This window comes from Mammaliicoccus sp. F-M27, from assembly GCF_022387115.1.
Lineage (GTDB): Bacteria > Bacillota > Bacilli > Staphylococcales > Staphylococcaceae > Mammaliicoccus > Mammaliicoccus vitulinus.
The window spans coordinates 1-26,222 of record NZ_JAJNIE010000009.1; the positions used below are offsets into that span (position 1 = coordinate 1).

The 26,222-nt window shown below is 30.9% G+C and carries 21 protein-coding genes and 2 pseudogenes; 15 read left to right on the plus strand and 8 right to left on the minus strand.

All coding sequences use genetic code 11. From position 1 onward, the window contains the following. The 3 genes and pseudogenes from LQ598_RS09460 to LQ598_RS09470 form a co-directional block, all read left to right on the plus strand. Window positions 1-728 (plus strand): IS3 family transposase (locus tag LQ598_RS09460; protein WP_239745450.1); only part of this gene is annotated, 728 nt, incomplete at its 5' end. 63 nt (window positions 729-791) lie between these two features. Continuing rightward, window positions 792-1,154: pseudogene (locus LQ598_RS09465) on the plus strand (TspO/MBR family protein); the annotation flags it as partial. A 131-nt stretch (window positions 1,155-1,285) separates the two neighbouring features. Then, entirely contained in the window at window positions 1,286-2,329 is a 1,044-nt protein-coding gene (locus tag LQ598_RS09470; RefSeq protein WP_239732838.1) for a family 20 glycosylhydrolase, read from the plus strand. A gap of 56 nt (window positions 2,330-2,385) precedes the next feature. Here LQ598_RS09470 and LQ598_RS09475 read toward each other — a convergent pair whose 3' ends face one another. Next, the gene (locus LQ598_RS09475; protein ID WP_182476378.1) at window positions 2,386-2,547 is read right to left on the minus strand and encodes a hypothetical protein; all 162 of its coding nucleotides are present in this window, start codon (window positions 2,545-2,547) and stop codon (window positions 2,386-2,388) included. Window positions 2,548-2,701: 154 nt separating this feature from the next. Between LQ598_RS09475 and LQ598_RS09480 the strand changes: the two are divergent. Next, a pseudogene (locus tag LQ598_RS09480) lies at window positions 2,702-3,843 on the plus strand (IS3 family transposase). A gap of 72 nt (window positions 3,844-3,915) precedes the next feature. On the opposite strand, the gene brnQ reads toward LQ598_RS09480, so the two are convergent. The 3 genes from brnQ to LQ598_RS09495 all read right to left on the minus strand — a co-directional run bounded on the left by brnQ (window position 3,916) and on the right by LQ598_RS09495 (window position 7,962). After that, the gene (brnQ, locus tag LQ598_RS09485) at window positions 3,916-5,274 is read right to left on the minus strand and encodes a branched-chain amino acid transport system II carrier protein (RefSeq protein ID WP_239720174.1); all 1,359 of its coding nucleotides are present in this window, start codon (window positions 5,272-5,274) and stop codon (window positions 3,916-3,918) included. Window positions 5,275-5,527: 253 nt separating this feature from the next. After that, window positions 5,528-6,805, minus strand: coding sequence for a hydroxymethylglutaryl-CoA reductase, degradative (locus LQ598_RS09490; protein WP_239720059.1), 1,278 nt, complete (start codon window positions 6,803-6,805; stop codon window positions 5,528-5,530). Further along, complete coding sequence (locus tag LQ598_RS09495) at window positions 6,805-7,962, minus strand: thiolase family protein (RefSeq protein ID WP_078357491.1); 1,158 nt, start codon at window positions 7,960-7,962, stop codon at window positions 6,805-6,807. The genes LQ598_RS09490 and LQ598_RS09495 overlap by 1 nt, the downstream gene beginning before the upstream one ends. 101 nt (window positions 7,963-8,063) lie before the next feature. Between LQ598_RS09495 and LQ598_RS09500 the strand changes: the two genes are divergently transcribed. From LQ598_RS09500 to LQ598_RS09510, 3 genes are all read left to right on the plus strand, one after another. After that, on the plus strand, window positions 8,064-9,233 hold the full coding sequence (locus tag LQ598_RS09500; RefSeq protein ID WP_119634346.1) for a hydroxymethylglutaryl-CoA synthase: 1,170 nt from the start codon (window positions 8,064-8,066) through the stop codon (window positions 9,231-9,233). A 996-nt stretch (window positions 9,234-10,229) separates the two neighbouring features. Beyond that, the gene (locus tag LQ598_RS09505; protein WP_000958858.1) at window positions 10,230-10,973 is read left to right on the plus strand and encodes a glycerophosphoryl diester phosphodiesterase; all 744 of its coding nucleotides are present in this window, start codon (window positions 10,230-10,232) and stop codon (window positions 10,971-10,973) included. A 96-nt stretch (window positions 10,974-11,069) separates the two neighbouring features. Further along, window positions 11,070-11,498, plus strand: a complete 429-nt coding sequence (locus LQ598_RS09510; RefSeq protein WP_000872606.1) for a MaoC family dehydratase — start codon at window positions 11,070-11,072, stop codon at window positions 11,496-11,498. A 45-nt stretch (window positions 11,499-11,543) separates the two neighbouring features. Here the strand turns inward: LQ598_RS09510 and mecA are convergent, their stop codons facing one another. Next, window positions 11,544-13,553, minus strand: a complete 2,010-nt coding sequence (gene mecA, locus LQ598_RS09515; protein ID WP_239745451.1) for a PBP2a family beta-lactam-resistant peptidoglycan transpeptidase MecA — start codon at window positions 13,551-13,553, stop codon at window positions 11,544-11,546. 96 nt (window positions 13,554-13,649) lie between these two features. Here mecA and mecR1 point away from each other — a divergent pair, with 96 nt between their 5' ends. Together mecR1 and mecI are read left to right on the plus strand one after the other, a co-directional pair. Then, window positions 13,650-15,407, plus strand: a complete 1,758-nt coding sequence (gene mecR1, locus LQ598_RS09520) for a beta-lactam sensor/signal transducer MecR1 (protein ID WP_107509773.1) — start codon at window positions 13,650-13,652, stop codon at window positions 15,405-15,407. Continuing rightward, window positions 15,407-15,778 (plus strand): mecA-type methicillin resistance repressor MecI, encoded by a 372-nt coding sequence (mecI, locus tag LQ598_RS09525; protein ID WP_000369214.1) that lies wholly within the window; start codon window positions 15,407-15,409, stop codon window positions 15,776-15,778. The genes mecR1 and mecI overlap by 1 nt, the downstream gene beginning before the upstream one ends. Window positions 15,779-15,862: 84 nt before the next feature. On the opposite strand, the gene psm-mec is transcribed toward mecI, so the two are convergent. Beyond that, the gene (gene psm-mec, locus LQ598_RS09530) at window positions 15,863-15,931 is read right to left on the minus strand and encodes a phenol-soluble modulin PSM-mec (RefSeq protein WP_103323307.1); all 69 of its coding nucleotides are present in this window, start codon (window positions 15,929-15,931) and stop codon (window positions 15,863-15,865) included. 321 nt (window positions 15,932-16,252) lie between these two features. On the opposite strand from psm-mec, the gene LQ598_RS09535 reads away from it, so the two are divergent. Next, complete coding sequence (locus LQ598_RS09535; RefSeq protein ID WP_275590103.1) at window positions 16,253-17,401, plus strand: ROK family transcriptional regulator; 1,149 nt, start codon at window positions 16,253-16,255, stop codon at window positions 17,399-17,401. 113 nt (window positions 17,402-17,514) lie between these two features. Here the strand turns inward: LQ598_RS09535 and cstB are convergent, their stop codons facing one another. Further along, window positions 17,515-18,849, minus strand: a complete 1,335-nt coding sequence (gene cstB, locus LQ598_RS09540) for a persulfide dioxygenase-sulfurtransferase CstB (protein WP_107509772.1) — start codon at window positions 18,847-18,849, stop codon at window positions 17,515-17,517. Between the two features lie 33 nt (window positions 18,850-18,882). Next, entirely contained in the window at window positions 18,883-19,947 is a 1,065-nt protein-coding gene (locus tag LQ598_RS09545; protein WP_107509771.1) for a DsrE/DsrF/DrsH-like family protein, read from the minus strand. A 135-nt stretch (window positions 19,948-20,082) separates the two neighbouring features. Here LQ598_RS09545 and cstR point away from each other — a divergent pair, with 135 nt between their 5' ends. The 5 genes from cstR to xylE all read left to right on the plus strand — a co-directional run bounded on the left by cstR (window position 20,083) and on the right by xylE (window position 25,679). After that, a complete protein-coding gene (cstR, locus tag LQ598_RS09550; RefSeq protein WP_107509770.1) occupies window positions 20,083-20,343 on the plus strand; it encodes a persulfide-sensing transcriptional repressor CstR in 261 nt (86 codons plus the stop codon). Further along, complete coding sequence (locus LQ598_RS09555; protein WP_107509769.1) at window positions 20,343-21,098, plus strand: sulfite exporter TauE/SafE family protein; 756 nt, start codon at window positions 20,343-20,345, stop codon at window positions 21,096-21,098. Before cstR ends, LQ598_RS09555 begins: the two co-directional genes overlap by 1 nt. Before the next feature lie 281 nt (window positions 21,099-21,379). Next, complete coding sequence (xylA, locus tag LQ598_RS09560; protein WP_107509768.1) at window positions 21,380-22,702, plus strand: xylose isomerase; 1,323 nt, start codon at window positions 21,380-21,382, stop codon at window positions 22,700-22,702. Between the two features lie 5 nt (window positions 22,703-22,707). Further along, complete coding sequence (xylB, locus tag LQ598_RS09565; RefSeq protein ID WP_107509775.1) at window positions 22,708-24,198, plus strand: xylulokinase; 1,491 nt, start codon at window positions 22,708-22,710, stop codon at window positions 24,196-24,198. Window positions 24,199-24,218: 20 nt separating this feature from the next. After that, window positions 24,219-25,679 carry a D-xylose transporter XylE gene (gene xylE / locus LQ598_RS09570; protein WP_107509767.1) on the plus strand — a complete coding sequence of 487 codons (1,461 nt, stop codon included), beginning with the start codon at window positions 24,219-24,221 and terminating at the stop codon, window positions 25,677-25,679. Window positions 25,680-26,222: the final 543 nt, after the last annotated feature.

A 26,222-nucleotide genomic window follows, 5' to 3' on the forward strand; every position in this document is an offset into this window, starting at 1 on the left:
AGAGAGAGATTGAAAATAATACATTAATGGAAGATATCAACGATATCTATCATCAATATCAAGGTATTTATGGTTATAGACGCATTTATATCTATATCCGTCTTAAATTAAATAAACGTGTAAATCATAAGCGTGTTTATAGGTTAATGAAACAATTAAAATTAAAAGCTATTATACGTCGCAAAGCTAAGCGATATAGGCTTTTTACTCCTGAAGTAACTGCGCAAAATATTTTAAATAGATCATTTAATGAAAGTAAGAAAAATAAGAAATGGTTAACAGATGTGACTGAATTCAAATTAAAAAATGGTAATAAAATATACTTAAGTGCGATTTATGATTTAGGTAGTAAAACAATTTTAAGCTATGAATTGAGTAGTTCAAATAATAACCAATTAGTATTTAATACGCTTGAAAAAGCAGTTAAACAAGTAAAAAATACCAAGGGTATTATATTTCATAGCGATAGAGGGTTTCAATATACTTCTAGAAGTTTCAAAGCAAAATTAAAAAAGCATAAAATGATTCAAAGTATGTCACGTGTAGGCTGTTGTATTGATAATGGACCTATGGAATCAGTATGGGGAATGATGAAAAGTGAAATTTATAAAGGCAATAAGAACTTTTCTTTTATAAATTATGAACAGGCAGTAAATGAATTAACTAAGTATATCCATTTTTATAATACTAATAGAATTACATTAAAAATGGCCGAATCCATAGCTTAGCTATGAACTCGACCAAAAATCCATTTTTATTATTTAGTTGTCTACTTGACAGGGTACAGTTCATCACCACCTGGGTATATATTCCCAATTGTATGGCCTATACTATATTTAAGCATGGGTATCGCACATTCTATTATAACGAAAGAGCGTGCTACTAAATCAACACAGACTACTTATTATAGTCAGTTGGGCTTAAATTATTTATGGTCAATTCTTTATTTTAAATATAAATTAAGAGGTACAGCACTTATTGAAAGTTATGTTTTATTGAGTGCAGTCATTTTAACAACTGTTCAATTTTATAAAGTGAATAAGTCAGCAGGGTTGTTATTAATCCCTTATGTTTGTTGGTCTGCCTATGCCTCATATTTAACAACAGGTAATTGGACACTTAATAAAGATAACCCGAGATATACTGAGAAGTAGAGAATTTGCTTAGTTAATAAAAAGCATTTTTGTATATATTTTAAGCGGGATAGCTCAATTGAGTTTCCGCTTAAAATATATCAATATACATATTAAAACAGTTTGCATACTATATAGAAAAAGGTGACAACATGAAAAGTAAAATACTAATCACTTTATCTGTTTTATTAAGTTTCACTTTTTTAAACAATGAAGTACAAGCTGAAAGTATACAAAAAGGTATCACCGTAGACATCGCAAGAAAATCATATTCCTTAGAAACTTTAAAAACCATCGTTAAATATATACATGATCACAATGGTCAATACCTTCAATTACATTTTTCAGATGATGAAAATTACGAAATTGAATCAGAATATTTTGATCGTAAAAGTTTTTCTAATCCATATTATTTAACAAAAACAGAAGTGAAATCACTTATTGAGTATAGTAATGATTTAAATGTAATGGTCATTCCAGATATGGATTTTCCCTCTCATTCCAAAGCTTTTTTATCTTTGATTAAACAAAATGATAAATCATTATATCAAGAAATAATCAGTGATTATAGTGATAACACTTTAGATTTTTTCTCAAATCGTAAAGCAGTAGATGTTACAAATAGACAAATTGATGAAATAACAGAGTTGTTTAAACAACCTCAATTTGCAGAACAACAACGAATTGTACTCGGTGGGGATGAAGTAGCAGGTGGAGGTGCGCATCAAAATAGCTTTATAGAATATATGAATCAAATAGGTGACTATGCATTTCAACAAGGATATGAGCCACAGATGTGGAATGATATGGTCACGCATGAAGGGGTGAAGTCTTTAAATAACCATTATTCAATATTATATTGGAAGCAAAATGAAGACAATAAATCTAATTTAACTGTAGAAGATTTTGATAAATATTATTTTGATGTATATAACTATAATTATTATTCGTTATATTTCTTGCCTTCAAAACAGTTTAGCCAGGACGATATTAATGAACAGGCTGAATATATAGGTTGGGCATATGCATATAACAAATTTTATTATAATAAGAATCCTTATAATGAAGTGAATAGTCAAAATGTTAAAGGATCTGCATTATCATTTTGGGGTGAACATGCAACTGATATGACACAAGAAGAATTAATCAATCAAGAGGTGCCTTTGATTAAAGCATATTTTAATCTTAAAAAGTAAAAATCATAACGATTGCTATGGGAGTTTGAGCAGTCGTTATGACGGTATATAACGAATTATTCTGAGGATTGGGATTCCAACTTTTCTAGAATGTCTTTAATAATCTCCTTCTCATCTGATAAATTAAAATCTTCAGATGAGATTTTTTGGCTAATAGATTGTGAAACATACAACAAATCATCACTGATATCTTCATAATAGCCTTTCCCGTTGTTCATAACCATGGTTCTACCTCTTTCTCTAGTATAGCTATATATGTAATACCCAAAAAAAGCAAATTTATAACAAAAAAAGTAATTAAAATATTGGATAAACAAAATGATAATTATTATGTTATTTTTTTACAACAATTTATACGGAGGTGTTTTTTCCATGAAAAGAGTGGCATATTCAGTTGAAACAAAATATAAAGTAGTAGAAATGAAACTTAAAGGATATAGTACAAGAGAAATAATGGATGCTTTAAATATTAAAAATGAATCTCAAGTTAAAGTGTGGTGGAAATGGTATAGAAATGGGGAAACACATAGATTCAATCAACAAGTAGGTAAACAATATTCCTACGGAAAAGGAAATGAAGAATTGAGTACTGTTGAGACGCTAAAAATTGCATTAAAGCGCAAAGAAGTAGAAAATGAAATTTAAAAAAAGTACAAGGAATTTGAAAGGAAGTGGTCCCAGAAGTAGTTGCTGAATTAGTAAATGAATTGAAATCTAAATATACAGTGAAAGTCATTTTAGAAGCTTTAGATGTTCCAAAATCAAATTATTACAGATGGAAAAACAAAGATTTCAGTATATCTGAGGATGAACGAGAAATTATAGAACTATGTAAGAAACATCGTTTTACATATGGTTATAGAAAAATAACTGCCTTGTTAAATAGAAAAAATAATAAACCAATTAATCACAAAAATGTACAAAGGATTATGCAAAAACATAATTTAAATTGTAAAGTACGAATGAAGAAATCGAAAAGACCAGGGAATGCATATTATAAGACACATAATCTATTAAATAGAAACTTCAAAGCAGAGAAACCTATAGAAGTACTTTTAACAGATATCACTTATTTACCCTTCGGGAATACAATGTTGTATCTTTCATCTATCATGGATGCTTACAATGGTGAAATTGTGGCATATAAAATCGGTAATAAATAAAATCAAGAATTAGTAAATGAGACATTAAAACAACTTCAATTGGAACCAGGTACTATATTACATAGTGATCAAGGAAGTGTGTATACTTCTTATAAATACTATGCCCTATGTACAGAAAAAGGCATTACCAGAAGCATGTCCCGTAAGGGAACGCCAGCTGATAATGCCCCAATAGAATGTTTTCATGCCTCTCTAAAGTGTGAAACATTCTACTTAAACAGTGAGCTTAGAAGCTCTAATACCATTGTAATAGATATTGTCGAAAATTACATTGAAAACTATAATAAAGTTAGAATTCAACAAAAACTAGGCTACTTATCCCCTATAGAATATAGGGAATTAGCAGCCTAGAAAATAGTGTTTTTATTGAGCTCCCTTAGTAAGGGTGCAGTGCCTAGTCGAGGTAACTTGCTTTTGTCTGAATTATGTTGTTTTGTATGATGATTTCTTAAATTGATATACGATGAAGCCGATGATAAATCCGACAACGGCTGGTAATACCCAACCCATTCCAATCGTGAAGAATGGTAAGAATTTTTCGCCAAAAGTGATAACTGCATGTGCAAAACCTGTATTTGCGATGAATTCAGGACTTGCTTTAATACCATCAACAAATGAAGCGATCATTGTAAAATATGTCGTAAATTGATAAATGATTTTTGAATGATTAAAGAATGAACTGAATAACGTTAGCAAAATAATTGTAATCGCTAAAGGATATAAAAACATTAATACTGGTGTAGAGTATTCAATAATTTTTGTTAAACCAACATTAGCAAAAATACATGAAATAATACTTACAACTGTTGCAAACATTAAATAGTTTTGCTTTGGAAATAGTTCTGTGAATGTTTCTGAAAAGGCTGTGATTAGGCCAATAGCAGTTTTTAAGCAAGCTACGATAATGATGAGTGATAGTAATATGATGCCGTAATCACCTAAATAATATCGTGCGATTTGAGCTAAAGCTATGCCACCATTTTCACTCGCTTTAAAATGACCTAAACTCATCGTACCCATAAATGCTAATAAACTATAAATAATACCCATTAAAATAATACTAATCGTACCAGATTTGAATGTTTCTTTCGCAATATGATTTGGGTTTGTAATACCTAACTTTTTAATAGTTGATACGATAATAATACCGAATGCAAGTGCAGCTAAAGCATCTAGCGTATTATAACCATCAATGAAACCTTTTAATAACGCGCTGTTTTCATAATCAGGACTAATATTAGCATTTGATACTTGTCCAATTGGATTAATAAACGCTAATAAAATCAATAAGCCTAAAAGGACTAAAAATACAGGATTTAAAAATTTACCGATATATTCTAGAATTTTTGAAGGTTTTTTTGAGAAAAACCAAGCAACTAAGAAGAATAAAATACTAAATATCGATAAATATAATGTGACAGATGAATCTGAAATAAACGGTGTAAATGCAATTTCAAACGATGTCGTTGCAAGCCTAGGTAAAGCATAAAAGGGACCAATTACAAGATAAAGTAAAATCGTGAATATATAAGCATATTTGCGATTTACACGTGTCGTTACTTCAAAAATACCATTCGTCTTAGAAATACCAATTGAGATAATTCCTAAGAATGGTAAACCAATCGCAGTAATTAAGAAACCAATATTGGCCGTTAAAACATTCGATCCTGCCAATTGACCTAAATGAATAGGGAAGATTAAATTTCCCGCTCCAAAAAACAAGCCAAAAAGTAATGATCCGATATATATATTTTCTTTAAAAGTAAGTTTATTTTTCATGATGATAAATTTCTCCTATTTTTTTAATCAACTTCACTATCTTAATGTGTTTTGTAAGAAGATGTCAAATTGATATTGAGGATATACAAAGAAAGAGCCTAGAACAAGGATGAATACTGTTCTAGGCTCTTTTATGTTTACTTTTGTGGCGCTAACGATCAAGAAACGAAAACAAGATCGTTAGAAATTCTAACGTCCAAGAAAGCGAAACAAGATCGTTAGCGCACCGAATCGCATATCTAAGCTCACCAAATTTCTAGTTATTTCTCATCTCATAAAGTAATCCTTGTGCTGCTTCTAGGTTTGGTTTATCCATATTTTTAAGTGCTTCTGTTATTAGTTGGATTTCATTACCTTTTGCACCGATTTTAATTGCTAATGATTTATAGTGTAGGTTCATATGACCATGTTGTATACCTTCTGATACGAGTGCACGACATGCTGAAAAGTTCTGTGCAAGTCCGACTGATGCTACAATATGCGCTAATTCTTGTGCTGTTTTAACGCCTAGTAAGTCTAATGTAACTTTAGATATTGGTAAGAGGTCTATGCTTCCGCCAATAATGCCAAGTGTTAATGGTAATTCTATTGTACCTACTAAAAATTCGTTATTTCTATCATATTTCCAAGTTGTTAAACTTCTATATTGTCCGTCTTTACTTGCATAAGCATGCGCACCTGCTTCAACGCTTCTCGTATCATTACCTGAAGCTAATACAACAGAGCTAATACCATTCATAACACCTTTATTATGAGTCACTGCTCTGTATGGGTCGATGTGCGCTAATACAGATGCTCTCTCCATACGGTGTGCGACTTCTGCACCGCTTACTTCACCTTTTTCTAAGTCTGAAACGGCAATTTTACCTTCGATGCGAATCACAGATGTTGTTGAATAGTTTGAAAGGATACTCATTAATACGTTTGTATCACTTAATTGAGTTTCTAAATAGTGTGCAATACCTTCAAGTATAGTATTGATAATATTAGCACCCATTGCATCACGTGTATCGATATGAACTTTTAAAGAAAGCATGCCTTCTTCAGGGAATTCATCCGTTTCGATTTTGCGGTAACCGCCACCTCTTTTAAGGATAGAAGGGTAGACTTGATCGGCTACTTGGTGTATATCTGATTCTAAATTTAGTATATCCTTAGATAGTTGAGCAGTATCTGTAACATTATCAAATACAATTTGACCTAATTTAATATTGTCGCTTTGAATGATTTTTAGACCACCGGACTTGTTAAATAATTTAGAGCCATAACTTGCTGCAGCTACAACTGAAGGCTCTTCAACCATCATTGGAACAGCATACGATTTACCATTCACAATAATTTCAGGCAATACGCCAACTGGTAAAGTCCCTTGACCGATTACATTTTCGATTAAGTTCTCTAATAATTCTTTATCTATTTCTGAATTGTTTAGTAATATTTGTTCAGATTGTTCTTGAATCCAACCATGTTCTTTTAATTGATTAATTTTTTCTGGTCTGGATAAGTGTCTGAAATCTTTTGTTAAAGGTTTCATTAAAGTCCTGCTCCTTTTTCTATCATTAATGCGATACCTAGGCCACCGCCAATACAAGCAGTCGCTATGCCAGTATGTTTATCTTCTTGCTTCAACGCATGAGTAAGTGTCGTAACAAGTCTAGATCCTGTTGAACCTAGTGGATGTCCTAAAGCAATCGCGCCACCGTATATGTTGAATTTCTCATCTGGTATGTTGAGATTCTTTTTCACAGGAATACTTTGTGCTGAAAAAGCTTCTGTCATCTCAACTAAATCAATATCTTCAATACTTTTTTCAGTTTTGTTTAACAAAGCTTCTACTGCATAAAAAGGTGCGTAACCCATGTATAATGGATCACAACCTATTTCGGCATGTTGTCCTAAAGTAGCTAAAATTGTATAACCATTTTCTTTAGCATATGCTTCGCTCATAAGAATTAAAGCAGAACCGCCATCACTTAAAGCAGATGCGTTACCAGCTGTAACAGAGCCATCTTCTTTGAAAATTGTTTTTAAAGTTGCTAAGTCTTCCATATTGCTTTCAGGTCTAATTAATTCATCAGAAGTCATAGTTTCACCATTTAGATCTTCTAGAGGTACTATCTCTTCGTTAAATTTACCTGCTTTTGTTGCTTTGTCAGATTTCAAATGAGAGTTCATAGCAAATTCATCTTGTTGTGTACGAGTAACTTCGTATTTAGTTGCTATTTCTTCAGCAGTTAAGCCCATAGCTATTTGATGAAACACATCAGTTAAGCCATCATGCATAAAGCTTTTTACTGGTGAATCACCTTTTTTAAGAATAAGGTCTGGTGTATTCGTCATACTTTCAACGCCGCCTACAGCAACAACATTTGCTTCTCCAAGTTGGATCAGTTGTTTACCTAAAATAATAGATTTAAGTCCTGATCCACAAACTTCATTCACAGTCATACCAGGTGTTGAATAAGGTAAACCAGCGTTAACTGCTATTTGACGTGCTGGGTTTTGACCAGTTCCTGCTTGAATGACATTCCCGAAAATAACGTTTTCTATATGATTAGGATCTAGTTGAATTTTGTTAATTGCAGATTTTAATGCAGCAGTCCCTAATTCTACTGCAGAGTAGTTACTCAACTTTCCTCTGAATTTTCCTACAGGTGTTCTTTGAGCACTAACTATTACAACTTTGTTCATGTTTATGTTCTCCTTAAAAAATTTATTTATTAATAATTGTCATTAAATATGTTATTTTGATATGATTTAACTATAAAATAACATATTGAGAGGAAATTATTATGGCAATAGGTATTGATAAATTAGATTTTTACATCCCAAATTTCTATGTTAGCATGGATGATTTGGCAAAAGCTCGTGAAGTAGACCCAAATAAATTCAAGATTGGTATTGGCCAAACAAAAATGGCTGTTAATCCTGTGAGCCAAGATATTATATCAATGGGTATTAATGCAGCTCAAGATATTTTATCTGAGCAAGACAAAAAAGATATCGATATGGTAATCGTAGCTACTGAATCGGGAATTGATCACTCAAAAGCAGCATCTGTTGAAATACACAATCAATTAAATATTCAACCTTTCGCGCGTTGTATAGAAATGAAAGAAGCATGTTACTCTGCTACTGCAGCAATACAACTTGCAAAAGATTTCTTATCCAACAATCCTGGTAAAAAAGTACTTGTAATCGCATCAGATATTGCACGTTACGGATTAAATTCAGGTGGCGAACCTACACAAGGTGCAGGAGCAGTTGCGTTATTATTAAGTCATAATCCTAGAATTTTAGAATTAAATGACGATAGCGTAGCATATACGAATAATGTATACGATTTTTGGAGACCAACTTCTGAAAAATATCCTGTCGTAGATGGCGCTTTATCTAAAGACGCATATATCGAATCATTTAATACAGTTTGGAATGAATACTCTAAACGTACTGGATATACTGTAAACGACTTTGAATCATTCTGTTTCCACGTACCATTTACTAAAATGGGGGAAAAGGCTTTCAAGACTATTTTAAAGGAAAACGTAGAAGATTCAATCAAAAATAGATTAATGGATGCTTACCAAGAATCAGTATTATGGAATAGAGATGTTGGTAACATTTATACAGGATCATTATACTTAAGTTTAATTTCGTTATTACAGAACCACACATTCCAACCAGAAGAGAAAGTATGTCTATTTAGTTATGGTTCAGGAGCAGTAGGAGAAATCTTTAGTGGTTCAATCGTTGAAGGATATGACAAAGCATTAGATAAAGAGAAACACTTAAATATGCTAGAATCTAGAGAGCAATTATCAGTCGAAGAATACGAAACATTCTTTAACAGATTTGATAATCAAGAATTTGATTTCGAACGTGAATTGACACAAGATCCATATTCAAAAGTATACTTATACAGTATAGAAGACCATATCAGAACATATAAGATAGAGAAATAAACTAGTGGCCGATTGTGCTTGATGAGCTTGGGACATAAATCCTAACTCGAAATAAATAAGCATATCACTAAACTGATTTTTTAAAGTTTACAGTGATATGCTTATTTTTTTATCTTACGATTTTGTACGTGCATGCTTGCCTAGGGGTATGGCTCGAGCCATTAGTCTCTCGCACATACTATTCCCTCAGGCGTCAGCACTTACAAAATCGGTTGTAATTTTCATTTTTATACGCATTTTTACTGAGATTATACTAATAAGAGGAATAGTAAAAGCAATTCTAAGTAAAATTGCAGATAAGAGGTATGTTAAAAGCAGTTCTAGGCAAAATTGCAGATAAGAGGTACGTTAAAAGCAGTTCTCAGTAAAATTGCAGATAAGAGGTATGTTAAAAGCAGTTCTAAGTAAAATTGCAGATAAGAGGTTTGTTAAAAGCAGTTCTCAGTAAAATTGCAGATAAGAGGTAAGTTAAAAGCAATTCTCAGTAAAATTGCAGATAAGGGGTAAGTTAAAAGCAATCCTAAGTAAAATTGCAGATAAGAGGTAAGTTAAAAGCAATTCCATGCAAAATTGCTGATAAGGGGTAAGTTAAAAGCAGTTCTCAGTAAAATTGCAGATAAGAGGTAAGTTAAAAGCAGTTCTAGGCAAAATTGCTGATAAGAGGTGCGTTAAAAGCAGTTCTAAGTAAAATTGCTGATAAGGGGTAAGTTAAAAGCAATCCTAAGTAAAATTGCAGATAAGAGGTAAGTTAAAAGCAATCCTAAGTAAAATTGCAGATAAGGGGTACAGAAAAACTAGACTTGATTACAAAATGGAGCTTGGGACATAAATGATTTTTTAAAAATGAGATGAGACGTAGATTAACTCTATAATCAATACGAATCTATCGACTTCTTTATTTATGATATTCATCTCTTTTTAATGGAAATAAAAGTGCGATTAATGTGATAATACAGTTACGTTAATTAAAAAAATAAAAATGCAAGGAGAGGTAATATGCTAACTGTATATGGACATAGAGGATTACCTAGTAAAGCTCCGGAAAATACAATTGCATCATTTAAAGCTGCTTCAGAAGTAGAAGGTATAAACTGGTTGGAGTTAGATGTTGCAATTACAAAAGATGAACAACTGATTATCATTCATGATGATTATTTAGAACGGACTACAAATATGTCCGGGGAAATAACTGAATTGAATTATGATGAAATTAAAGATGCTTCTGCAGGATCTTGGTTTGGTGAAAAATTCAAAGATGAACATTTGCCAACTTTCGATGATGTAGTAAAAATAGCAAATGAATATAATATGAATTTAAATGTAGAATTAAAAGGTATTACTGGACCGAATGGACTAGCACTTTCTAAAAGTATGGTTAAGCAAGTGGAAGAACAATTAACAAACTTAAATCAGAATCAAGAAGTGCTCATTTCAAGCTTTAATGTTGTGCTTGTTAAACTTGCAGAAGAAATCATGCCACAATATAACAGAGCAGTTATATTCCATACAACTTCGTTTCGTGAAGACTGGAGAACACTTTTAGATTACTGTAATGCTAAAATAGTAAACACTGAAGATGCCAAACTTACTAAAGCAAAAGTAAAAATGGTAAAAGAAGCGGGTTATGAATTGAACGTATGGACTGTAAACAAACCAGCACGTGCAAACCAACTTGCTAATTGGGGAGTTGATGGTATCTTTACAGACAATGCAGATAAAATGGTGCATTTGTCTCAATAGAAAGTTAGAGGTGAGTCTTACGTTTCAGTGACGGTAGACTTACCTTTAACATGTTACATACTAAAAAATTAATTTGAATAAGAAAGAGAGACATATATGAAATACGATGATTTTATAGTAGGAGAAACATTCAAAACAAAAAGCCTTCATATTACAGAAGAAGAAATTATCCAATTTGCAACAACTTTTGATCCTCAATATATGCATATAGATAAAGAAAAAGCAGAACAAAGTAGATTTAAAGGTATCATTGCATCTGGCATGCATACACTTTCAATATCATTTAAATTATGGGTAGAAGAAGGTAAATACGGAGAAGAAGTTGTAGCAGGAACACAAATGAATAACGTTAAATTTATTAAACCTGTATACCCAGGTAATACATTGTACGTTATCGCTGAAATTACAAATAAGAAATCCATAAAAAAAGAAAATGGACTCGTTACAGTGTCACTTTCAACATACAATGAAAATGAAGAAATTGTATTTAAGGGAGAAGTAACAGCACTTATTAATAATTCATAATAAAACAGTGAAGCAACCATCGTTACGGATTGCTTCACTGTTTTGTTATTCATCTATATCGTATTTTTTATTACCGTTCTCATATAGCTCATCATACACTTTACCTGAGATTTTGGCATTGTAGCTAGCCATTCCTTTATCTTGTACATCTTTAACATTAATAGCCATCATCATGTTTGGATTATCTTTATCATATGATATAAACCACCCAATTTGTCTGCCAGTTTCTCCTTGTTTCATTTTGAGTTCTGCAGTACCGGATTTGCCAATTAAGTTTGCATAAGATCTATAAATATCTTCTTTATGTGTTTTATTTACGACTTGTTGCATACCATCAGTTAATAGATTTATATTTTCTTTGGAAATAATATTTTTCTTCCAAACTTTGTTTTTCGTGTCTTTTAATAAGTGAGGTGCGTTAATATTGCCATTATTTTCTAATGCGCTATAGATTGAAAGGATCTGTACTGGGTTAATCAGTATTTCACCTTGTCCGTAACCTGAATCAGCTAATAATATTTCATTATCTAAATTTTTGTTTGAAATTTGAGCATTATAAAATGGATAATCACTTGGTATATCTTCACCAACACCTAGTTTTTTCATGCCTTTTTCAAATTTCTTACTGCCTAATTCGAGTGCTACTCTAGCAAAGAAAATGTTATCTGATGATTCTATTGCTTGTTTTAAGTCGATATTACCATTTACCACTTCATATCTTGTAACGTTGTAACCACCCCAAGATTTATCTTTTTGCCAACCTTTACCATCGATTTTATAACTTGTTTTATCGTCTAATGTTTTGTTATTTAACCCAATCATTGCTGTTAATATTTTTTGAGTTGAACCTGGTGAAGTTGTAATCTGGAACTTGTTGAGCAGAGGTTCTTTTTTATCTTCGGTTAATTTATTATATTCTTCGTTACTCATGCCATACATAAATGGATAGACGTCATATGAAGGTGTGCTTACAAGTGCTAATAATTCACCTGTTTGAGGGTGGATAGCAGTACCTGAGCCATAATCATTTTTCATGTTGTTATAAATACTCTTTTGAACTTTAGCATCAATAGTTAGTTGAATATCTTTGCCATCTTTTTTCTTTTTCTCTATTAATGTATGTGCGATTGTATTGCTATTATCGTCAACGATTGTGACACGATAGCCATCTTCATGTTGGAGCTTTTTATCGTAAAGTTTTTCGAGTCCCTTTTTACCAATAACTGCATCATCTTTATAGCCTTTATATTCTTTTTGTTTTAATTCTTCAGAGTTAATGGGACCAACATAACCTAATAGATGTGAAGTCGCTTTTTCTAGAGGATAGTTACGACTTTCTGTTTCATTAGTTGTAAGATGAAATTTTTTTGCGAAATCACTTAAATCTTCATCCATTTTTTTAACGGTTTTAAGTGGAACGAAGGTATCATCTTGTACCCAATTTTGATCCATTTGTTGTTTGATATAGTCTTCAGAAATACTTAGTTCTTTAGCGATTGCTTTATAATCTTTTTTAGATACATTCTTTGGAACGATGCCTATCTCATATGCTGTTCCTGTATTGGCCAATTCCACATTGTTTCGGTCTAAAATTTTACCACGTTCTGATTTTAAATTTTCAATATGTATGCTTTGGTCTTTCTGCATTCCTGGAATAATGACGCTATGATTCCAATCTAACTTCCACATACCATCTTCTTTAACAAAATTAAATTGAACGTTGCGATCAATGTTACCGTAGTTTGTTTTAATTTTATATTGAGCATCTACTCGTTTTTTATTTTTAGATACTTTTTTTATTTTACGATCCTGAATGTTTATATCTTTAACGCCTAAACTTTTATATATTTTTATCGGACGTTCAGTCATTTCTACTTCACCATTATCGCTTTTAGAAATATAACTGCTATCTTTATAAACTTGTTTGAAATTTTTATCTTCAATTGCATCAATAGTATTATTAATTTCTTTATCTTTTGAAGCATAAAAATATATACCAAACCCGACAACTACAACTATTAAAATAAGTGGAACAATTTTTATCTTTTTCATCAATATCCTCCTTATATAGGACTACATTTGTAGTATATTACAAATGTAGTATTTATGTCAAAATAATGTTATAATTTTTGTGATATGGAGGTGTAGCAGGTGTTATCATCTTTTTTAATGTTAAGTATAATCAGTTCATTGCTCACGATATGTGTAATTTTTTTAGTGAGAATGCTCTATATAAAATATACTCAAAATATTATGTCACATAAGATTTGGTTATTAGTGCTCGTCTCCACGTTAATTCCATTAATACCATTTTACAAAATATCGAATTTTACATTTTCAAAAGATATGATGAATCGAAATGTATCTGACACGACTTCTTCGGTTAGTCATATGTTAGATGGTCAACAATCATCTGTTACGAAAGACTTAGCAATTAATGTTAATCAGTTTGAGACCTCAAATATAACGTATATGATTCTTTTGATATGGGTATTTGGTAGTTTGTTGTGCTTATTTTATATGATTAAGGCATTCCGACAAATTGATATTATTAAAAGTTCGTCATTGGAATCGCCATATCTTAATGAACGACTTAAAGTATGTCAAAGTAAGATGCAGTTCTACAAAAAGCATATAACAATTAGTTATAGTTCAAACATTGATAATCCGATGGTATTTGGTTTAGTGAAATCCCAAATTGTACTACCAACTGTCGTAGTCGAAACCATGAATGACAAAGAAATTGAATATATTATTCTACATGAACTATCACATGTGAAAAGTCATGACTTAATATTCAACCAGCTTTATGTTGTTTTTAAAATGATATTCTGGTTTAATCCTGCACTATATATAAGTAAAACAATGATGGACAATGACTGTGAAAAAGTATGTGATAGAAACGTTTTAAAAATTTTGAATCGACATGAACATATACGTTATGGTGAATCGATATTAAAATGCTCTATTTTAAAATCTCATCACATAAATAATGTGGCAGCACAATATTTACTAGGTTTTAATTCAAATATTAAAGAACGTGTTAAGTATATTGCACTTTATGATTCAATACCTAAACCTAATCGAAACAAGCGTATTGTTGCGTATATTGTATGTAGTATATCGCTTTTAATACAAGCACCGTTACTATCTGCACATGTTCAACAAGACAAATATGAAACAAATGTATCATATAAAAAATTAAATCAACTAGCTCCGTATTTCAAAGGATTTGATGGAAGTTTTGTGCTTTATAATGAGCGGGAGCAAGCTTATTCTATTTATAATGAACCAGAAAGTAAACAACGATATTCACCTAATTCTACTTACAAAATTTATTTAGCGTTAATGGCATTCGACCAAAATTTACTCTCATTAAATCATACTGAACAACAATGGGATAAACATCAATATCCATTTAAAGAATGGAACCAAGATCAAAATTTAAATTCTTCAATGAAATATTCAGTAAATTGGTATTACGAAAATTTAAACAAACATTTAAGACAAGATGAGGTTAAATCTTATTTAGATCAAATTGAATATGGTAATGAAGAAATATCAGGGAATGAAAATTATTGGAATGAATCTTCATTAAAAATTTCTGCAATAGAACAGGTTAATTTGTTGAAAAATATGAAACAACATAACATGCATTTTGATAATAAGGCTATTGAAAAAGTTGAAAATAGTATGACTTTGAAACAAAAAGATACTTATAAATATGTAGGTAAAACTGGAACAGGAATCGTGAATCACAAAGAAGCAAATGGATGGTTCGTAGGTTATGTTGAAACGAAAGATAATACGTATTATTTTGCTACACATTTAAAAGGCGAAGACAATGCGAATGGCGAAAAAGCACAACAAATTTCTGAGCGTATTTTAAAAGAAATGGAGTTAATATAATGGATAATAAAACGTATGAAATATCATCTGCAGAATGGGAAGTTATGAATATCATTTGGATGAAAAAATATGCAAGTGCGAATAATATAATAGAAGAAATACAAATGCAAAAGGACTGGAGTCCAAAAACCATTCGTACACTTATAACGAGATTGTATAAAAAGGGATTTATAGATCGTAAAAAAGACAATAAAATTTTTCAATATTACTCTCTTGTAGAAGAAAGTGATATAAAATATAAAACATCTAAAAACTTTATCAATAAAGTATACAAAGGCGGTTTCAATTCACTTGTCTTAAACTTTGTAGAAAAAGAAGATCTATCACAAGATGAAATAGAAGAATTGAGAAATATATTGAATAAAAAATAAAATTGTTGTATTTACAACAATACATAGAAAACAGAGGAAACAATCAAGTCGTTGAATATTTCCTCTGTTTTTTAGTTGAAAAAATTAACCGAAAGTCTGAATGCAAGTCTTGATTAAATCAATAATGCTTGTAATAACACCAGTGAAATCCATATGCATACCCTCTTTCTATTTAAGATACATTAAGTATAAAATCAAACAAATAAAAAATGTTAAAAATTCCCTAATTGGCTATTTAGATTGCATAAATGTCAAAAATTTGAAAAACATACAACGACTTTGCATAAAAAATCGTCATATTGGAAATACGTAATTTATTGAAATAATAAAAAAAAAATAAAAGAACGAAGATGATAACCTAAGTGAGGTTTTAAGTTGTTCTAAGGTTTAATTTAATTTATGTTAAAATAGTTGGTATAAAAATACATGATAAACTATAAACTAAATTCAAAATAACTTATGGGGTAGGCAATTATGGAAAATATTTTAAATATAAATGATAATGAAAAAAGAGTGCTAAGGGAAATTTATAACCATCATAATATTTCGCGTACTCAAATATCTAAAAATCTTGAGATTAATAAGGCAACGATTTCTAGTATTTTGAATAAGTTAAAGTATAAATCTGTTGTTAATGAGGTTGGTGAGGGTGATAGCACGAAGAGTGGTGGTAGAAAACCTATTCTTCTGAAGGTTAATCATCTTTATGGTTATTTTATTTCTTTGGATTTAACTTATAGTTCTGTTGAAGTGATGTACAATTATTTTGATGGTAATGTCATTAAGCATGAATCTTATGATTTACCTGATGAAAAGGTTAGTAGTATATTAAGCATAATAAAAAAACATATTGATATTCAGGAGAAACTTGATACTTATAACGGACTATTAGGTGTGTCTGTTTCTATACATGGAGTTGTGGATAATGAGCAGCATGTGACATATTTACCTTTCCATGAAACTGAAGGAATTTCAATTGCTAAGAAAATAAAAGAAATTACTAATGTTCCAGTCGTAGTTGAAAATGAAGCGAATCTTTCAGCGTTATATGAACGTAATTTTAATCATAATTTATCCTACAATAATCTTATTGCTTTAAGTATACATAAAGGTATTGGTGCTGGGCTTATTATTAATAATCAATTGTATCGTGGTGCAAATGGGGAAGCGGGTGAAATTGGAAAAACACTTGTCTCAAAAGTTAGCGATAATGTGGAGATCTTTCATAAGATTGAAGATATTTTTTCACAAGAAGCTTTACTGCATAATTTAAGTAATCAACTAAATGAGAAGATGACGCTTAGCAAATTAATTCAATTTTATAATGAAAAAAATCCAGTCGTAGTTGAAGAAATGGAACAATTTATAAATAAAATTGCTGTTTTAATACATAATTTAAACACCCAGTTTAATCCGAATGCAATTTACATTAACTGTCCATTGTTCAATGAAATGCCTGAAATATTAGAAGCAATTAAGAACCAGTTCAAACAATATTCACGTAACGAAATTCAAATAAAATTAACATCAAATGTGAAATTTGCAACTTTGTTAGGTGGCACATTAGCAATTATCGAAAAAGTACTGCAGATTAATGATATATACTTAGATATAAAATCATAAAAGACTAATTCAAATGAATAATCAAAGTTCGTAATTGTCTTTATAAAAAAATCCCTCAATCCGAATTGAATTTTCGGATTGAGGGATTTTTATAGTTCTATTGCAGAAGAAAACTATTTTAAAGATGCTGGTAAATGTTGATAGCCACCTCTAACGTTAACAATATTCGTAAATCCTTTATATTCTAATATTCCTACCGCTATTGAACTTCTAACATCTGATTGACAATGTACATAAATTAGGTCATTTTTATCGAAAGGTATATCTTCATTTAAAAGTTTACCGTGAGGAATATGAATTGCTTGTTTTAAATGACCTTTACGCCATTCATCATCATTACGAACATCTAATACATTATGTTCTTCACCAGTCATTTCAGAACTATGAATAGATGATGTGACGATATTTGTTTGTGGCAAACGGTAACTTTTTACATTTTCAAAACCAATTAATTGTAAAGCATGAATAGCTTGTTGAACGGTAGATTTATCGCCAATTAATTCAATATCTTTGTCATAATCTAAATACCAACCAATTTGATTTATAAAAGTTTTATTAAAAGGAATATTGATAGTTCCATGCATATGACCACCATGGAATGCTTCTTTACTTCGAAGATCAAAAGCAGTTTGTGTATTGCTTGAACTAGGGTAAACATTATATGGTTGGTACATTTGCATACCAAATTGATTTATTTTTTTCATTTGTGAAAAATGGTGTGGTGGAGCTGGCTGATTGAGTGTTAAAGTTTCGATAAATGAAGTTTCATCTTTAACATTAAAAGCCCAGTTGTTTATTTTCTCATAACCCAAAGTAGTTGTAGGTAATGAACCTAGCGCTTTACCACAAGGACTCCCTGCACCATGACCTGGCCAAATTTGAATATAGTCTGGTAATGTTGCAGCAAATTGTATGGACTGATACATTTGTTTTGCTCCGATTTTTGTAGAACCTTCAACATTTACAGCTTTTTCTAATAGATCTGGTCTACCTACATCACCAACAAAGATGAAGTCACCGCTAAATAATCCCATGGGTATACTGGAACCCCCACCTTCGTCAGTAAGTAAAAAACTAATACTCTCAGGGGTATGGCCTGGAGTGTGTAAGACTTCTAATTTAATCTTTCCTAAATAGATAATATCTTGATGCTTAACGAAATGTGTTTGTTTAGGCATATTTTTATAATTAAATTCATCTTTACCTTCATCAGATACGTATATACTTGCATTCAATTTATTTGCCACATCTCTAATACCTGAAGCAAAATCAGCATGAATATGTGTTTCTGCAGCTTTAGTAATTGTGAATCCTTCTTTATCTGCAACTTTTAAATATTTTGTTAAATCTCGTATAGGGTCAATAATCATTGCTTCTCCTGTACGTTGACATCCAATTAAATAAGATGCTTGTGACAAATTGTCTTCATAAAATTGTTTGAAAAACATAAAAAAACTCCTTTTTAAAATAGATTTTATTAATTAGATAAATAAGTTATGATTTGCTTGCTCAGTATGTCCAATATAAGTACCTACGCCACCATAATCGACTTCATCTCTTAATTCTTCTTTTGAAATTCCCATAACATCCATACTCATGGTACAAGCAATTAACTTTATATCTTGATCGATTGCTTGATCGATAAGTGAGTATAAAGAATCAACATTTTTCTTGTTCATTACATAACGCATCATAATATTACCTAGTCCAAACATATTCATTTTTGATAATGGCATATGTATTGGATCCTTAGGTAACATAAGGTCAAACATTTTGGAAATACCTTTCTTTTTAACGCGAGTTGATTGCGCTTTTTTTAATGCGTTGAGGCCCCAAAAAGTAAAGAAAATAGTTACATCTTTACCTGCTGCTTTAGCGCCATTTGCGATGATCATTGCTGCTACTGCCTTATCTAACTCACCGCTAAATAAAACAATTGTTGTACCTGTAGCAGTGTCATTGATTTCAAATTCTTTTGGCTTTTCTTTTTGAATAATTGCATTAATTACATTTGCTTCTTCAGTAAGATTTACAAGGGTATTCCCTGTTTGTTTCGCCCAACTTTTAATATCACTATTGAAACCAGGATCTGTAACTGTTACCTCGATTTGCTCACCCGTTGAAATCTTGTTAATTTCTTTACTGATATTAACAATAGGTCCAGGGCACTGAAGACCTCTAAAATCAAATTGTTTACGATTCTCTTTGATTTCAATATCTTTTTCTATTAAAGGAGCACTATTGAAGTTCTTTGCTTCATAATCTTTATATCCACCCTTTAAATTCACGACATCATAACCTTGTTTGGCTAAATAATCGCAAGCTTTAGTGCTTCGGTTACCGCTTTTACAATGTATATAATACGTTTTGTTGCTATTCTTATTGAATGATTTAATCTCTTCTACTGGGTGTAAAGTTGAACCGTTAATGTGTCCTAATTCATATTCTTCTTTTGTTCTAACATCAATCAATTGACCCATTTTTGCCAATTTTTCTAATTCTTCTTTGTTTAATGAATTAATGTGTACTTCTTTGTATTGTTCCATACTTACCTCCTATAAATACCTATGAGGGTATAATAAAACGGATAGAATCATTTGTCAAATACCTATAGGGGTATTTGACAATTTTGTTTTAATTTATTATTATTAACTTAATCAATTTATGTGGAGGAAATGAATGTGACTTATGATAAAAAAATGATTAATCGTATAAATAGAATACAAGGTCAATTAAATGGTGTCGTAAAAATGATGGAAGAAGAAAAAGATTGCAAAGATATAATTACGCAACTTAGTGCATCTAAAGGTTCTATACAACGTTTAATGGGGATTATAATTAGTAAAAATTTAATAGAATGCGTCAAAACAGCAGAAGAAAATAATGAAAGTTCTCAAGAATTAATTAATGAAGCAGTTAATTTATTAGTTAAAAGTAAATAATGGATATAGCAAATATGACTATTATGTTGCTAATTGGCGTACTGGGTGGATTTATATCTGGATTAATAGGTATTGGGGGCGCAATTATTATTTACCCAGCTATTCTTATATTGCCACCATTAATAGGTATACCTGCGTATAGTGCATATATTGCTTCGGGACTTACCTCTAGTCAAGTATTTTTCAGTACACTTGGTGGATCATTAAATGCAAGAAAACAACCAGCTTTCTCTCCTAAACTTGTTATATATATGGGAGGGGGTATGTTGATTGGAAGCATGTTAGGGGCAATTTTAGCTAGTTTGTTTAATGCTACTTTTGTAAATACGGTATATGTAATAATCGCCATACTTGCTTTAATATTGATGTTTATTAAAGTTAAACCTACTACACAAGAGACGAAATCTAAACCTTTGCTACTTATTATAGTTGGATTTGGAATTGGTGTAATTTCGGGAATTGTGGGTGCAGGTGGAGCATTTATCATCATTCCTGTATTATTAGCATTATTTAAATTACCAATGAATACGGTAGTGAACAATAGCATAGCAATTGCTTTTATATCTTCAGTAGGGGCATTTTTTATAAAATTAATGCAAGGATATATACCAGTAGAAAGTGCAATTTTTTTGATAATTGGTAGTATTATTTTTGCACCGATAGGATTGAAAGTGGGTAAGAAAGTACCTGATTCTATTCAACGAGGAATGCTAATTATATTAATAGTAATCGCCATAATACAATTTATAATTTAATTGCACATATGACTTATGTAGGATATTTTCTATAATAGGTTAAAAGGAGTGGGATACGAAATCTTTTTCATAAAATTAGATTTCTACCCACTCCTTTTTTATATTTGAATTTTTTAGATTTTACCTGATCACTAATAGCTAGAAGTTATGAAAAAAAATTTGGGTTAAATCTATATTTTTAATTTAATTAGTAAGCGTTTACATATTTATTTCGTTATGCTATATTGTTTTTAAAGTTAGTTTGTTTAATAAACTAACCAACTAAAACTAGGGGGATTATCATGACATACTTTAACGTTGATAAAATAAAATACGAAGGTTCTAATTCAAATAATATATTTAGTTTTAAATATTATAATCCAGAAGAAAAACTTGGCGACAAAACGATGGCGGAACATTTAAGATTTAGTGTTGCATACTGGCATACGTTCACAGCTGACCTTTCAGATCCATTCGGTGTTGGTACGGCTGAGCGTGATTGGGATAATTTAGATGAAATGGGTAAAGCGAAGGCTCGTGTTGAAGCAATTTTTGAATTCATGGAAAAATTAAGTATCGAATATTTCTGTTTCCACGATGTAGATATTGCTCCAGAAGGTAAAACTTTAAAAGAATCTAATGAAAATTTAGATGTGATTGTAGATTTAATTCAAGAGAAGATGAAACAGACTGGTAAGAAATTATTATGGAATACAACTAACAATTTCACTCACGAGCGTTTTGTTCATGGTGCAGCAACTTCTTCTAATGCTAAAGTATATGCATATGCAGCAGCAAAAGTTAAAAAATCTTTAGAAATTGCTAAAAAGCTAGGTTCTGAAAACTTTGTATTCTGGGGAGGTCGTGAAGGTTACGAAAGCTTATTAAATACTGATATGAAATTAGAATTAGATAACTTAGCTAATTTCTTCAAAATGGCGAAGAGTTATGCTGAAGAAATTGGTTACGAAGGACAATTTTTAATTGAACCTAAACCGAAAGAACCAACTTCTCATCAATATGATACAGATGTTGCTACTGGACATGCATTTTTACAAAAATATGGTTTAGATAAAATCTTCAAATTTAATATTGAAGCAAACCATGCAACTTTAGCTGGGCATACTTTCCAACACGAGTTGAGATATGCACGTGATAATCAATTGTTAGGTTCAGTTGATGCTAACCAGGGCCATCCACAATTAGGCTGGGATACGGATGAATTTCCAACTGATGTGTATGATACAACTTTAGCTATGTACGAAATTCTTAAGAATGGTGGCTTAACTCCAGGTGGTTTAAACTTTGATGCTAAACCTAGAAGAACTTCATTTAAACAAGAAGATTTATTATTAACACATATTTCAGGTATGGATACATTTGCATTAGGTTTAAAAGTAGCTTACAAAATGATAGAAGATAAGTTCTTTGAAAATATTATTAATAAAAAATACCAATCATTTAATGAAGGTATAGGTAAACAAATTGTAGAAGGTACTACTTCATTTAAAGAACTTGAAGAATACGCACATAATATTAAAAAAATCGAGAATGAATCTGATCATTTAGAAGTTATTAAAACTCAAATTAATCAATATATTTTAAATATTAATAATGGAGACTGATAATGATGAACTTCGTAATTGGCATTGATATCGGTACGAGTGGATTGAAATCGATAGTAGTTAATAAAAAAGGTGAAGTAGTTGATTCACACAGTATTAGCTATAAGACTGAGCATCCACAATCTGGTTACAGCGAAATGGATCCAAATATTTGGTACAAAGCAACATTAGATAGTTTAAATCACTTATTAAGCAAGTTTGATAAAGAAACGATTTCAGGTATTAGTTTTTCAGGACAAATGCATGGTTTAGTTGTCGTTGATGAAGATGGTAAGAGTATAAGACCAGCTATTTTATGGAATGATACGCGAACATCTCAAGAAGTTGAAGACATTAAACAAGCTATTGGTATAGAAACGTTACTTAAACATACACAAAATACAGTCCTCGAAGGATTTACACTTCCTAAATTAATGTGGTTAAAAGCACATGAACCAGAAAATTATAATAAAATTCATAAGTTTATGTTACCTAAAGACTATGTCGTTTATAAATTGACTGGCAATATTTATACCGAGCCATCGGATGCTGCTGGAACAATTATGTATAACATTAAATCTGAAAAATGGTCTAAAGAAATATTAAATCAATTAAATATTGATTCTAAGATTTGTCCAGATGTAATAGCTTCCCATGATAGAAGCGGTACTTTAACAAAAGACATTAAAGAGAAGTTAAATATTGACTGGGAAATAAATGTTTATCAAGGTGGAGCTGACAATGCTTGTGGAGCACTCGGTTCAGGAATTACAGATGAAACGAAACAACTTGTAAGTATTGGAACTTCAGGTGTGGCACTATCTATTGAGAATAGTGCGAATTACGAGAATGATGGTAATATGCATTATTTCAGTCATTGTGTACCAAATCAAAAATACGTAATGGGTGTAACACTTTCTGCAGGTTATAGTTTAGAGTGGCTCAAACAATTGATTGAGCCATCTGAAGACTTTAATACATTTTTACAAGATATTTCAAAATCAAAATTAGGATCAAATGGTTTGATGTATACACCATATTTATTAGGTGAACGTACACCGTATAACGATGCATCTATTAGGGGTAGCTTTATAGGCTTAGATGCAAATACAACTCAATTGGATATGAAACGTTCTGTTCTTGAAGGCATTACATATTCTATAAATGAAAGTATTGAAATTATGAGAAGTAAAGATATAGATATTAAAGAAATTGTATCTATCGGTGGCAGTGCTAAAAATGCAGAATGGCTACAAATTCAAGCAGATGTCTTTAATGTACCAATTACAACAAGAACAGAAGAACAAGGCCCTGCATATGGTGCAGCTATGCTAGCAGCAATGGGTGAACAATGGTTTAATTCATTCAATGATATGAACGAAACTTGGATTAATTATCGTGAGCACGTATCACCTATTTCGAGTCATACAGAATCATATGAAAAACTATTTAACATCTATAAATTAATTTATACTGCAACTCAGCCAATAACGAAAGGTTTAACTCAATTTAAATAAAGAACTGGGGAGATGGGGTAATGAGTAGTTATGATAATAAGAAGTTTATCTTTAAGATTGCGTTAATAGCAACTCTTGGTGGACTATTATTTGGTTACGATACAGCAGTAATTTCTGGTGCAGAACAATCATTACAAAAATATATTACAGCTGATTATGGGAGTTTCGTACATGGTATAACCGTATCAAGTGCATTAATAGGGTGTATCATAGGTGGAATATTATCTTCAAATATTTCAAAAAGTTTAGGACGTAAGAAATCTTTACAAGTAGCAGCTATACTATTTATAATCTCTGCTGTTTTATCAGGTTATCCAGAATTTCTGTTTTTTGATAGAGGAGAATCAACACTTGGATTACTTATTATGTTTAACATCTATCGTATTATAGGTGGTATTGGTGTAGGATTAGCTTCTGCAATTTCACCAATGTATATCAGTGAGATTTCACCATCCTCAATAAGAGGTAGACTTGTGTCTTGGAATCAGTTTGCAATTATATTTGGTATGTTAGTCGTATACTTCGTAAACTATGGAATTACATTCGGTCAATCGCAAAGCTGGGTTGATTTAATCGGTTGGCGTTACATGTTTATGACAGAAGCAATTCCAGCAGTCGTCTTTTTCGTATTATTATTCTTAGTGCCTGAAACACCAAGGTATTTAATTTTAGTTAATAAAGATAAAGATGCATTAAATGTACTTAATAAAATATATTCTTCAAGTGAACATGCTAAGAAAGTATTAAATGATATATTATCTACAAAAAGTAAAACTAAAGAAATAAAAGCACCATTATTCAGCTTCGGTAAGACAGTTATTATTATCGGAATATTACTATCAATATTCCAACAATTTATCGGAATAAACGTTGCACTTTATTACGCACCAAGAATATTTGAAAATTTAGGTGTAGGAAGCAATACATCAATGATGCAAACAGTAGTAATGGGATTAGTAAATGTAATCTTTACATTAATTGCTATAATCTATGTAGATAAATTTGGACGTAAACCATTACTTATAATTGGATCAACAGGAATGGCAATCGGTATGATCGGTATGAGTGTATTAACAGCTAATGGGATCTTCGGAATCATTACATTAATCTTCATGGTTATTTATACAGCTTCATTTATGATGAGTTGGGGACCAATTATTTGGGTATTATTATCAGAAATATTCCCTAATAGAATAAGAAGCGGTGCAATGGCAATAGCCGTAGCCGTACAGTGGTTAGCAAACTTTACAATCACATCAACATATCCATTTATGATGGATATCAGTGGAACAATGACATACGGATTCTACGCAGCAATGAGTATACTATCAGGAATATTCGTTTGGAAATTCATCCCTGAAACAAAAGGTAAGACATTAGAAGAGTTAGAAACAATATGGCAAAAAGATAAAAAAGTAAAAACAGCATCAGACAATGTTGAACCACCAGTATTCACAGAATCAATACAAGATAGAAGTTAAATAATAAGGCTGAGACAAATTAATTTGTCTCAGCCTTTCATTGTATGGAAATGATTTTGAGAATGTCTTAGATTAACTAGGTACTTAATCTACAACTTGGTCAAACTCTTAGATTAACTAGGTACTTAATCTACAACTTGGCTGAACTCTTAGATTAATTAGGTACTTAATCTACAACTTGTCCAAACTCTTAGATTAACTCCAGACTTAATCAACAACTTAGCCGAACTCTTAGATTAATTAGGTACTTAATCTACAACTTACCTCATTTTTTAAATAGTTAGTGGGGCAAAGCTAAATATATAGCGAAAATAATTAGTGCAATGCCTATCACAATAAAACTCTTATATAGAAAATTTTGCCTTCTACGAGATATTCCTTGAATAGTTAAGTAAATACCTAAAATTATTGAAATAATCATAATACTAAATCCCATTCTCTTCATTCCTTTCAATATTCATAATTCATAGATATCTTATCACAAAATTTGATAATCATTTCAATTTACGAAGTATTTGTTACAATAGTAATAAATATATAATG